This window comes from Leyella stercorea (assembly GCF_021531655.1).
Window position 1 is genome coordinate 1 of record NZ_JADYUF010000015.1, and the last position, 12388, is coordinate 12388.

15 protein-coding genes are annotated in these 12388 nt (G+C 42.1%); 10 read left to right on the forward strand and 5 right to left on the reverse strand.

Translation table 11 applies throughout. From position 1 onward, the window contains the following. Positions 1–99 precede the first annotated feature (99 nt). The 5 genes from I6E49_RS05885 to I6E49_RS05905 form a co-directional block, all read right to left on the reverse strand. Positions 100–1272: a carboxypeptidase-like regulatory domain-containing protein gene (locus I6E49_RS05885; protein WP_235400993.1), complete on the reverse strand. Its 1173-nt coding sequence runs from the start codon at positions 1270–1272 to the stop codon at positions 100–102. A gap of 88 nt (positions 1273–1360) precedes the next feature. Continuing rightward, positions 1361–2047, reverse strand: a complete 687-nt coding sequence (locus I6E49_RS05890) for a TlpA family protein disulfide reductase (protein WP_235400994.1) — start codon at positions 2045–2047, stop codon at positions 1361–1363. 116 nt (positions 2048–2163) lie between these two features. Then, positions 2164–2763, reverse strand: coding sequence for a hypothetical protein (locus I6E49_RS05895; protein ID WP_235400995.1), 600 nt, complete (start codon positions 2761–2763; stop codon positions 2164–2166). Between the two features lie 49 nt (positions 2764–2812). Then, positions 2813–3550, reverse strand: coding sequence for a hypothetical protein (locus tag I6E49_RS05900; protein ID WP_235400996.1), 738 nt, complete (start codon positions 3548–3550; stop codon positions 2813–2815). After that, complete coding sequence (locus I6E49_RS05905) at positions 3547–4041, reverse strand: RNA polymerase sigma factor (protein ID WP_235400997.1); 495 nt, start codon at positions 4039–4041, stop codon at positions 3547–3549. The genes I6E49_RS05900 and I6E49_RS05905 overlap by 4 nt, the downstream gene beginning before the upstream one ends. A 221-nt stretch (positions 4042–4262) precedes the next feature. Here I6E49_RS05905 and I6E49_RS05910 point away from each other — a divergent pair, with 221 nt between their 5' ends. The 10 genes from I6E49_RS05910 (at position 4263) to I6E49_RS05950 (ending at position 12383) form a co-directional block, all read left to right on the forward strand. After that, on the forward strand, positions 4263–5093 hold the full coding sequence (locus I6E49_RS05910; RefSeq protein WP_235400998.1) for an Rpn family recombination-promoting nuclease/putative transposase: 831 nt from the start codon (positions 4263–4265) through the stop codon (positions 5091–5093). Positions 5094–5469: 376 nt separating this feature from the next. Next, entirely contained in the window at positions 5470–5691 is a 222-nt protein-coding gene (locus I6E49_RS14590; RefSeq protein ID WP_369681609.1) for a PD-(D/E)XK nuclease domain-containing protein, read from the forward strand. After that, positions 5682–5750 carry a hypothetical protein gene (locus I6E49_RS14595; RefSeq protein ID WP_369681611.1) on the forward strand — a complete coding sequence of 23 codons (69 nt, stop codon included), beginning with the start codon at positions 5682–5684 and terminating at the stop codon, positions 5748–5750. Before I6E49_RS14590 ends, I6E49_RS14595 begins: the two co-directional genes overlap by 10 nt. 2 nt (positions 5751–5752) lie before the next feature. Further along, positions 5753–6517 carry a hypothetical protein gene (locus I6E49_RS05920; RefSeq protein ID WP_235401000.1) on the forward strand — a complete coding sequence of 255 codons (765 nt, stop codon included), beginning with the start codon at positions 5753–5755 and terminating at the stop codon, positions 6515–6517. 76 nt (positions 6518–6593) lie between these two features. Further along, the gene (locus tag I6E49_RS05925; RefSeq protein WP_235401068.1) at positions 6594–6881 is read left to right on the forward strand and encodes a helix-turn-helix domain-containing protein; all 288 of its coding nucleotides are present in this window, start codon (positions 6594–6596) and stop codon (positions 6879–6881) included. 630 nt (positions 6882–7511) lie between these two features. Next, a complete protein-coding gene (locus I6E49_RS05930) occupies positions 7512–8603 on the forward strand; it encodes an OmpA family protein (protein WP_235401002.1) in 1092 nt (363 codons plus the stop codon). A gap of 20 nt (positions 8604–8623) precedes the next feature. Continuing rightward, positions 8624–9517, forward strand: coding sequence for a FimB/Mfa2 family fimbrial subunit (locus tag I6E49_RS05935; protein WP_235401004.1), 894 nt, complete (start codon positions 8624–8626; stop codon positions 9515–9517). Between the two features lie 28 nt (positions 9518–9545). After that, positions 9546–10439: a fimbrillin family protein gene (locus tag I6E49_RS05940; protein ID WP_235401006.1), complete on the forward strand. Its 894-nt coding sequence runs from the start codon at positions 9546–9548 to the stop codon at positions 10437–10439. A 22-nt stretch (positions 10440–10461) separates the two neighbouring features. Beyond that, entirely contained in the window at positions 10462–11403 is a 942-nt protein-coding gene (locus I6E49_RS05945) for a fimbrillin family protein (RefSeq protein ID WP_235401008.1), read from the forward strand. An 86-nt stretch (positions 11404–11489) separates the two neighbouring features. Further along, the gene (locus tag I6E49_RS05950; RefSeq protein WP_235401010.1) at positions 11490–12383 is read left to right on the forward strand and encodes a fimbrillin family protein; all 894 of its coding nucleotides are present in this window, start codon (positions 11490–11492) and stop codon (positions 12381–12383) included. Positions 12384–12388 lie beyond the last annotated feature (5 nt).

Consider the following 12388-nt stretch of genomic DNA (forward strand, 5'->3'; position numbering starts at 1 on the left):
GACTTTACAATTCTTGCATTTTGCCATCCATATTGTTTGGAGGGCAAATGTAATATGCACCTATCGGAAATCTAGCATAGCAAGAAAAACGACAGTCGCTTATCCCGAACTCAGGTTGATAGTGTTCAGCGAGTCGGTGTAGGCGAAGAGACGTGCCTGCATCTGTGGGGCTATCTTATGTTTGTAACGATAGTTTTCCGATACGGCAAACGTGCGTTCCTGGTTGGGGAAGAAGGTCTCGGTAGACTGACCTGTTGTGTTCCAACCGTCGCTATGTCCCATATTTGCACTAATGTCAAAGCTATTGTTGTCGAATTTGTCAGCACCCTTAGTCTGCCAGTTGTGCTGATAATTGTACGACCCGTATTGGCTCTTGCCGTCGCCGTCGATATTAGCGTTCATTGAAGAATTCATGGTTCTGTCAATATAGCGATTGGCATTGTTTGCCTGTGCATAAACCATCTGCGGGTCGTGGTCGCTCAGCTTGCTGGCGGTGACATTAAACATGTAGCGCTTCTTTGTCTGATATTGCGCCTCAACATTGCCATACCACTTGTCAAGAAAACCTGGCTTCACCTGAATGTCGAGCACATGGTCTTCATCGCCTTCATCCTTGCCGGTATGTCGAGCCAGTTCCGACTTGCGGTCGTACAGCTTCAGCTTGCCTGCCACCTCAGCTGGCAACTGACCTATAATCTGGTCGCCGCCAAACAAATTCTTGCCATTCATCATCAAGCGTATGGGTTTGTTGTTCCAGTAGAGTTTGCCGTCACGGTTCTCCACTCCTGGCAACTTTTTGATGAGTTCGTCGAGACGTGCCCCCTCCTTCAGCTTGAATGCTTCGGGATTGAAAACAATGGTGTCGCCCGACATAGTGATGCGAGGCATCTTTGCCGTCACCTCCACATCCTTCAGCATAAGGGCAGTAGGCTGAAGCTTTATGATGCCAAGATCGGTAGTGTCATTCACTTCTTTACCGTAAGCATAGTCCACCTTGCGCGCATTCTTATATCCAATCATACTGAACGTGAACATGATGCGGCCCTCCCAACTTGCATTGAGAAAGAAGCAGCCAGTACTGTCGGTCTCAGCCTGATTCTGCATCGACCATCCTGGCTGTGGATTAATCTCGCTTCGTATTGTCGCTCCAATAAGTATCTCGCCCGTCTCGGCATTAACTATCTTACCCTTGAACGTGTCGGCATGACACACAGCCGAGTGCACAAGGCAGAGCAATAACACAACAAAAAGTTTCTTTAATACGTTTTCCATACGCTGATTATTTTAAATATGGTGCCAATTCTGACGTTTTGATTATATAACGTATTAAAGCATTATTTTTGAACAGCATTAACATGCATTAACAGCAACCAGCTAATGTTTCTATCTGTTGTAATATATCACTGCTGGCATTATTATTAACGCCATGCTTGCAATATCTTACAATGCCATCCTTATCTACAACAATGGTCAATGGATAGCCCTCATTGCCCACTCTTTTGGTGAAATACGTGTCATTGGCAATATGCGTCCAATTAAAGCCTTCCTTCTCCGTGATTTGCTTCACCTTGTCGACATTCTCGAAATTGGCTGAAACGAACTGTACATCAGGATATTTGTCTTTCCACGTCGATAGGATTGGCATCTCCCTACGGCACGGTCCGCAACCAGAATACCACACATTTACAACCGTTACACGACCTTTAAGTGCATCCTTGGTCCATGTCTTGCCATCAATATCTTTCTCTACGAAATCATCCGGCAGAGCTTTGCCAACTATAAACTTTTCGACACCAGTTGAACTGATAAGCTTTTTCATCTTGGCAAAGTTCAGAGCTCCTTCCTCAAGTTGCTCACCATTAAGCACCTTCTCAAAAGGAATCTCATACTTCTTTATTGACTGCGGCACCTTGAAGTCGTCGCCTACCAAGAGATTTACAACCCTATTTCCGTCCTTATCAGCAAGAGCCATTATCGAACTGCTAATCTTAAAAGCCTCATCCATCGGCAATTCCTTAGAAAAATAATGGCCTCCAATTCTATACATTGGAACAATCTTGTCCTGTGCTATCATCTGAGATGCGACACATAAAAAGCCGAATAGTAACAATAGTTTTTTCATATATTGATTATTTCTTATCATAGTAATTCATTACACAAGCATCACTTTGTCTTGATAATACAGATATCATGCGTCTTGCCCACTTCCCCATAGTCCATAGCAGCCTTTGAGCCACGCTTCAGCACAACGATATTTGAGATTTTCGATGGTGCAATGTCTTTCACTTCCTGAGACGTTGCCGACTTGCCATCTACTACATACTGGACATTATCCTTGCTTGCCTTGGTGAAGATTTTCAGCACACCGTTCTTCCCTTTCTCTCCGTAGGCGTTGGCTACGTCTGACCCAGGCTTGTACACATTTATCGAACTAATGTCGCCAGGTTTGATATAGTTGATAGAGCCACTGTATTCCTTACCATCCACAACAAACAAAGCCTTTGATGTGATGTGCTGCACTTTAGACGTCACTTTCAATGGTCGGTTTTTCAAACTATCAGGCAATATGTCGTCAGTATGTACATTATAAATATCACCTTTTTCATTCTTGATAACATTAAACGAGAGAATCTTCTTTCCAGTTAGTTGCGAACCGTCGAAATTCTCTATCTTCTCGCCATTAATGATAAAGACGTTTTCTTGCGCATACGATGCTGCTGCCACAAAGAGCGCAATAAATGTAATGACAAAAAACTTTTTCATAAGTATAATATTTTAAGTTGTTTATTATTTCTATCGAGAGCTATAGGTTTTAATTGAGTGCAATAAGCTGACTGCTCAACTCATCGTCAGAACATGAGACAATGAAGGAGGCAGACGTTCCATCATCATAACATTTGGTCACAATGTTTGCCTCACCCACTTTTCTTATTTCATAACTTTCCACCTGTTCGTTTGGTAATGTGACCGTAGCGATGATATTATCAACCCTATTGACTACACTTGGTTCGACTGTAGGCAATCGCTTTTTGGTCAATCGCTTGGATTGAGTCTTCCTTTGAGTGTTATTATCAACCCTTTCCTCTGTAGATTTTTCTATTGTGTCAGTATCATGTGTCTTGACAATGCCCACATCATATTTTACCTCGTCTGCCTTTTTCGGTTTTTCTACAGCAACCATATTGTCTACATCAGAAGTATTGCCTGTAAAAGCTGCCCATGGTCGGATAGCAACGAATGCCACTACTACTGCTACACATGCCGCAACAGCCACCCAACGCCATACATGTGATGTATGTTTTGGCAGTATATGCGCTGCAGAGGGTTCAACAGCCACATCAGATGTGAGCATTGCATCAAGTTCCGCAATGCTGAAGTTGTAATCATCGGTCTTGAAGCTACGAAACATCTCCTTATATACCTGCCATTCCGCAGGAATATCATCAGCTGTATCGAAGTATTCTGCAAGCTGCTGTTCCTCAAGTTCAGTAGTAAGACCATCAACAAACTTGCCCAACAGTTTTTCTATATATTCTCTTGAGTATTTCATTGTTTTGCCTTTTTAAGATTCTTAATAAGTTCCATTCGTGCCTTGCTTATCATTCCACGCACCGAGCTTTCCGTAGTGCCGAGTATACGTGCAATATCTGCATACGGCATATTCTCGACGTTGCGCATCCGTATAATGGCACGATGCCTGTCGCTAAGTGCGCTGATACTCTGTTTCAGCATACGGTCACTCTCTTTAATTTCCAGTTGGTTATGCGGATTGTCAGCATTAGCCATATATCCAACCTTCTCTATCTGCACATTACATCTTGCGCCACGAAGCATGTTAAGCGATACATTCCTACACACAACCGAAGCCATGTGCTGCATCTTTGTAGCATCCGCTACACGCTCACGTACAGTCCACAGTTTCAAGAGAGTTTCCTGAACAGCATCCTCAGCGTCAGAGCCATTACCAAGATAGTGCATAGCCTGCTTGAGCAAACCATCGCGCAGACTCTCTGCACCATTCACAAACTCTTGTATTTTCACGTCATTTCTTTCTATTTGTTTTTACATTAATAATAACACAAGAGTTATTATTTCGCTACGCAAAACTAATATTTTTTATCATAAATCTCGATTATTATTAGTAAATTTGCCACATATAATATATAGTCACAGTCGTCAACCCGTAAATACTTTTCCATTATGAGATATCTTGACCCAAAGCCGACCTTACTTTCAAAAAGATATTCGGCGAGCATAAGGACTTGCTCATCAGTCTTCTTAATGCTCTGTTGCCATTGGCTGACGACGAGCAGATCGAGAGTGTGGAGTATCTCTCGCCCGAACTTGTGCCCGACACTTATGTAGGCAAAAACAGTATAGTAGATGTGAGATGCCGCGACGTGAAGAACCGTCAGTTTATTGTCGAGATGCAGATGCTGTGGACAGAAGCTTTCAAGCAGCGCGTGCTGTTTAACGCTTCCAAGGCCTTTGTGCGCCAACTTGACAAAAAGCGCAAGTATGAATTGCTTCAACCTGTCTACTCGCTCAATCTTGTAAACGAAATCTTCATAAAGGAATACCCCGATGAGTTTATCCACAACTATAACGTTGTGCACGAGTTGCATAGCAACGAGATTATCGACGGACTGCATTTCACATTCGTAGAGCTTCCCAAGTTTCAGGCTCATTCCATCAAAGAAAAGAAAATGGCTGTGCTGTGGCTTAGGTTCCTTACAGAGATTGACGAACAGACAAAGGAAGTGCCGCAAGAACTCTTGGACAATCCTGAAACCTCAAAGGCATTGAAAACTGTAGAGGAATCTGCTATGTCGAAAAACGAGCTGCTTGCCTACGAGGACTTTTGGGATAAACTTGGCGCAGAACGCCTGCTGTTTGTTGATCCCAATAGGAGAAGTATGGAGGAAGGCAGAGAGGAAGGACGCAAAGAGGGAAGAGAAGAAGGACGCAAAGAAGGAGTAAAAGGGGGTCGTGCTGATGTGGCAAGAAATCTATTAAGCATAGGTATGACATTAGAAGACATTGCCAAAGTTACCGGGCTGGAGATACATGATATTGAACAGCTGAATAATTAAAAAGAAGACAATAAAGAGTAAAAAGACTTCGTATCATGCCATGAAACGGTCGTATCAAGCCATGAAACGGTCATTTCAAGGTATGATACGATCATTTCAAGGCGCAGAACCCTACCGGATACTTATTTAAACAGCGCATGAGTTATTATTTCACTACACAAAACTAATAAATTCGGAAGATTAAGTTGTAAGTTCGGCTATTTATTTGTAACTTCACAACGAAATATCAAAACCACAAGGCTATGGAGATGCAAGAGATAAGAAAAATAACGAGCGCAACTTCCAAACCGTGTTCTATCTCATCTTCAATCTTATGGGAGCTTATATCAAGGTGGAGGAATGTAGCGCAATAGGCTGAGCAGATGCCGTGCTGCACTTGCCAGACGCCATATACGTGATAGAGCTAAAGTATGACGGTTCTGCCGACGCTGCCCTGAAACAAATCAACGACAAGGGTTATCTTATTCCGTATTCGGCAGAAGGCAAGCGACTGATAAAGGTTGGTGTAAACTACGACAGCCTTAAACGAACAATTGGAGAATGGAGAATCGTGAACATTACATCACCTCCCTTGTTGCAGCAGGATATTTGCAGATGACTAATCCGGATAATCCTACAGCAAGTAATCAAAAATACAAGAAAGTAAACATAAGATAAGAATGGATTCATTATTTCTACTTCAGTTTGCATGTTTTATATTCATGCTCGTCAATGCCTTCATCGTGGCACTCTCTCATCTGCATGTTAGATGGGAAAACAAGCGGTATGAGCGTTCACGATGGATGATTGTTGTCGCCTTGATAGGATTGGCGATACAATATGCCGTGCAGATGGTTTGCGGATTCCGTGCCATGAACGATAATTTAGGCGCGGTCATCAATATCCTCGTTTATACCCCATGTTTTTCACTTATCTCCATGGGAATCTACAACATAGAGGCCACACGTTCCAACCTCAGAAAGATGATACTGATGTGTAGTGGCATTTATGCTGCCATCATTGTGGTCTTTTGCGTGGGTATCAGTCTTCATCATAGCCTGTATATCAGAGAGGGGCTTTATCTGATGCTGACTCTGTTTTGCGTAAGTGTTTTCTATTGCATATACATGATTATTCAGGAGATGATCAGGCGTAAAAATATGTTGGAGACAATGGCGGCAACGGATTTGTTGCCTTACGTAAGATATTCGCGTGCAAGTGTAATCATTCTATGGCTCGCAGTTCTCGCCATGCCAGTTGCCATATTTTCTACTACCTTATTATATATAGTAGGTCCAGCTGTATTGCTTGCCTTGTTGTTCTTCAATCTTACGTTTATCGCTCTCGGCAGCAGATATATTCCAACAGAAGAGCTATTGGATAAAGAAGAGGAAAATCAACGAAGCGGGGGGATAGAAAAAAAAAACTTTACAGCAATTATCTGAGGAGCGCAGAAACTTTATCCAAAACAGTCTTGACCAATGGTGTATGGATTTGGGCTATAAAGATTGTAATGTAAACATGTTGACGCTTTCTCGTACACTTTGTATATCAAAGAACGAATTGAGCCAGTTTTTCGACCAATGCTTGCACTCCAACTTTCGAATATGGCTCAGCGAAATACGTCTCAACGCTGCAAAAAAGATGATGTTGGAATATCCTGATTATAGCAACGACATCATTTCAGCTGAGTGTGGATTCTCTTGTCGCACTCATCTTTACCGAATCTTCAAAATAAAAGAAGGCTGTTCTCCTACAGAATGGAGGGGCTCCCGACATACTGATGTAGCACAAAATGTTTCTTTATAAAATACCAAAGAAAAAGTAGAATTTTTATCGTCAAACGGCCAAAAAGGTGTCGCATTCGTAGGAATGCGACACCTTTTTGGTATGAATGCGACACATGAACATGGCAAGTGGAAACTCCTTTCAAATGAAAAAAACTATTTTTGCAACATGAAGGGAATAATAGAAACTATGCCAAGGATAGAGTTAGCCCTGATCATCATCGGGGTGTTTGTACTCATATTATGTATTATCTTCGGATATGCCATGATATATGAGTACAGGATGTATCTTGAGAATCATTGGAAGGCTCGCTATAGCTTTCGTGACTTCATCAAGAGAGAACGCTTTTATATCTTTTTGCTGTTGGCATCCATATTTATCTTGCTGACAAACCTCTTGTATTTCCTGGAGTGATTTTCGGATAGAATGGATGAATTAGCTTTATGGTGGATACCTGTCTTGTAATTGGAGACAGATCCTTACTTTTACGATAAAAAATAAATGAATGATATGGAAAATTATTTGACAACAAAAAATCGGTTGCTGGTCGCAGCACTTGCTTTTATTCTTCCATTTTCTTTCGCGAAAGCAGAAGTAAAAGAAGATGGAAAGACCGGTCAGCAAGGCTGGTACGTCGGTATTGAGGGTGGAATGCCTTTCGGTTTCTCTACTTTCTCAAGTTTCGGACATGACAAGACGCACCTCGGTTGGGCTGCTGGCTTATATGGTGGCTATCGTTCCAACTCCATATTCTCGGCTGAGTTATCTGCCAAGTATGGAGAGATGAACTTGTCTGCACAAGATTGTTGCGTAGAACGTAACCATTGGTTGGGTAGCGACGGCGTGCTTTACAACGCAGGTGTCTTAGGCATGGACAGTTGGGAATATGCCAATCTGAAAAGCCATGTCCAGATGGGCAGATACGGAGCAAGAGTGAACGTTAATCTCCTTGGACTGTTCCATAAGACAGCTAACAGCCGATGGGATTTGGCAGTTTCACCTCATATATATGCAGTAACGACCAAGGCTGATATTCAGACTATAGCCGATGATGCCAAGGTAATGAAAGGTTCTACCAACTGGCATTTGGGTTATGGCGCAGACTTGCAGGTGGGCTACCAACTGACCTCATGTCTGAAATTGGGCATCTATTCCGGTCTGACCCGTCTTACTGGCGAACGTATGGACGGAATGCCTGAGCATCTGCATAAGAACAACTTTGTTTGGGAAAGTGGAGTAAGATTAGGGATTAACCTCTCTAAAAAGAAGAACAAGGTAGCAGAAACTCCATCAGTTCCACAACAGGAGGTTCTACAAAAGGAAGTTCTACAACAGGAACCAACTTCTTCGGAGAATGTCAATCAGAAAGAAACTGTGGATAAGGCAGAAACAAAAGTTGCTGAACAAGACATAAAAGAATCTACAAAGGTGACTTTCCCTGTCATATATTTCACCTTCAATAGTATCGACATCCAACAAAATGAAGAGACTAAATTGAATGCTATTCTCAAAACATTGAAAGAGAATCCAAACATGAAGGTGACGGTAACAGGTTGGTGCGACACAAAAGGCAGCGTGGCTGTCAATAAACGTATATCTCGCCAGCGTGCAGAAACCGTAAAAACTTGGCTTGTGAAGAATGGCATAGAGGCAAGTCGCATTACTGCAATAGGAAATGGCAGCGATGACACCCAAGATGCGGATAAGGCTCGCCGAGTAGAGACTAAAGACAATCATAAGTAACCCATAAAACAAGATAGAAAATGAAAGCAAAAAGAAGATTTAATATTTGGTTATGGGTGCTGTTATGCGTCCCATGCCTGTTGGCAAGTTGCGACCATAATGTTCATGATGGTGAGGATGAGGGTGGTTTGTCAGTATCGCTCACTTGGGCGGATGAAGCCGACCATGGTACGGAAGTGAAAGACGTGAAGCTCTGGATATTCAATGCCGATGACGGTTCGCTTGTAGAGGAAAAACATTATGGTAGTGCGCAGGAGGTGGCAAGCCAACGATTCGCTCTTCCTGAAGGGCATTATCAGATATTGGCTATTACCAATCTCATAGAGCCATTCTTCACCACTGACCAGACCAGGGCTTTGACTAACTGGAACAATATTCAGATAGGTTTGACCAATCCTAAGGATGTAAGGAACAATGCCTATTTCGGAGTGACCGATGTGAAGATAGACAACAAGGAAAGCAGCTATGTGGTGCAAAACCCTATGAAGAGCGTGCTTTCGGAACTGACCGTCATCATTGAGAATGTGCCGAAAGGCACAGAGATGAGTGGCAAGGCATTAGATGCAGCCTGGTGTCTGTTCCCTACACAGAAGAATAGTGATGGAGAATATGGATTGCCGAGCATAGAGCCAACGGAAGTGGAAATACCTACTATCTTGGCTACTGAGTCAACTTTGCAATCAGAAGTCATCCGGCTGATGCCGACCATACAGGGAAGTTCCGCCTCTCATATCTATCTCCGCCTATTGCTCCCTAACGGGACCTTGCAAGAGTATGACATCACCGCCCCTGCGATGAAGGTTGGAGGAAAGTATGAGTTGCGACTCAACTACAACCAGATGCAGCCAAAGATGAATCTGGAAGCTACCATCAACGGTTGGACGAACCTCAACAATGAAGTAGAAATCAAATAATAATAATAACTTTTAAAATATTGATAAGATGAAAAAGATGACGAAGTTTTTTGCCCTTGCACTCTTGGCAGGTGCAATGGTTTCATGCAGTACAGAAGATACAGCTCCTACAACAGCAAATGGTAAGGTAGCCGTGCAGTTTACTGGTGGTATCAGCGTAAACACCCGTGCTTCCGGTTTAGCCTGGGCTGATGGTGACAGGATTGGTATCTTCATGACAGGTACAAATCAGCCTCTCTCTGCAGATGCAATCAGAGAGGGAGTTGACAATGTTTGCTATCAGTCAAATGGAAGTATAGGTTTTTCACCTGTTTCTGGAGGTAAGACTATTTTCTTCCCGATAGATGGAGATGTGGACTTCTATTCTTACTATCCACAGACCACAGTCAATGATTACAAGGTAGCACTTGATGTAACAGACCAAAGGAAACAAGAAGCTATCGACTTTATGTATGCCAAGACAGAAGGCTGCAACAAAGCTACGCCACAGGTATTCTTGAAGTTCTACCATAAGTTAAGCAATCTTGTTTTGGAAGTTCAACCAGGTAACGGTCTTACGCAAGAAGACCTTAAGAAAATGACTGTGACAGTGAAAGGTCAGAATACCAAAGCCACTTTCAATCTTGCGGATGGGACTATCTCTGGTGAAGAAAATCCTGCGGACATCACGATGAAAACTACCGAAGCTGGCAAGCTGTATGAGGCAATCCTGCTCCCTACAGAAGAAGAAAGCCGAGTGATAGAGTTTGACCTCAAGAATGGTTACGACGCTCCTTTCGTATGGACAATGCCTGTAAAACTTGAGGGTGGCAAAAGATACCACTATACAGTAGTAAAATTGAGTCGTTCTGCCGTAGATATTTCTGGAAACATTGAGCCTTGGATAAAGGCTGGAGACGACAATGAACATATAGCACAATAACAACTCTTAAAAAGCAAGAGATATGAAGAAATTTAGATTCTTGTACATCGCTGCCGCAGCATTGCTGTTTGCAGCTTGCGCTAACGAAGAAGACGGTATCGGCAACAATGGTCCTGTTGCTGCTACAGTAAAGGCGGATATTTCCAACAATATCAAAACCCGTGGAACTGCAGACAACAACAGCTGGACAGCAGGCGATGCCATTGGCGTATATGCCACATCTTCTGGCAATACAACAGGAGACAACAAAAAGTATGTAACAACAAATGGGGATGGTACTTTTGAAGCTGCTGACAATAACAACATCATCTATTTCAAGGACAACAAAGAGACAACATTTAGTGCATACTATCCTTATAGCGAATCCTTAACTGATGGTAAAATGGATTGGAATATGGCTGAGGTAGAAGAAAACCAACCTTGTAAGGCTGATGTACTTTTTGCCTCAGGAGCTACTGCAAGCAAAGCATCTCCAACTGTGAATTTTACAGATCTCGAACATCGCTTTAAGCATTGTATGAGTTTGGTTGAATTCAAAATTAAACCAGGGCAGGGTGTCAAATATAACAATTATAAATTCAATCGCTTAGAGTTGAAAGGAATATTTACAAGCGGTAAATTTGACACAAGAACAGGTTTGGTTGAAAATGTTGGTGACAGAATGTCTATTGTGCGTAATTTTGTTGATGTACCTTTTGAAAGCGAAAAAAGTTTTGCTTATATCATGTTGCCGCAAAGCCTTGAAAGCAATAAGATGGATATAGAGATTTACTTGTTGTTGAATGATAGCGAAGTAAAATACACAACCCCTATAACACCATCCACCAATGGACAATTTGAAGGTGGCAAAAAATATACATACAACATAACTGTTAAAAATACGGGGATTACTATAGAAAAAGCTAATATAGTTCCTTGGGAAAATGGTGATTCAAGTGATTTAGACGCAGATATAGCTTTGTAATGATAAATAAGGTACTGAAAATAGGGAATACAGGGTTAGTGAGCTTGGCCGCTCACTAACTCACTAACAATAAAAAATTGAAGATTATGAAGACGATAAAACAAAGAATTTCCTATGCGGTAATGGGCCTTATGGCTATGGGCTTTACAGCATGTACGCAAAATGAAGATATGGCTCCTACGCTGAAAGGGCAGGAAATCAATGCCACTTTCTCTGTTGGAGGTATGCAGACTCGTGTCAATACATTGGGAGACGGTAACAATTGGGAGAATGAGGACCTAATAAGTGTACTGCAAATTTTCGGTGATGAAACTACTAGAACTGGTGAATATAAATATGTGGAAGAAAATGGGTTATACCATTGGGAACCTATCGTAAGACTTCGCTGGGAAAAAGTGGGAAGATGCGAATTGATTGCTTGGTATCCTTCTGATATGACCAATTTTCCTATCTATAATTTGCATACAGACCAAAGTGATGAGACTCAGTTGAAAGCTGCAGATTTAATAAACGGATGTTGGTACGATGTCCCTAAAGATTATGTAGATATTCCTATGAAGCATCGCATGTCGCTGGTTACGATAGTATATCATGTTGGTACTGCGGATTATCCTGATAAGGATATTAGTGAACCACAAGTGTATTCAAAAAACAACAGTGTTAGATTTTTTAGAGCCCCTGACCATGGGCAATTAGTAATGGGTACACCTTCTGGTAATCCTGATTGGGTAAAAGCCTGTAAGCATGACGGCGATATGTTTTCAGCAATCGTTATCCCTGGTTCATACAAAACTGGCGAGATTTTCGTGAAATTCAAGATTGGCGACCAAAACTTCCATGCAAAAATGAAGTCAAATACGGAGTTTCAAGAGGGCCATCGCTACACCTACAAACTCGATGTAGGAAAAGACAAAGTGGAACTGACCAGAATCAGCATAGATAATATGACTGGTTGGACAAACGAAGATGAACTCAAATAATTGGA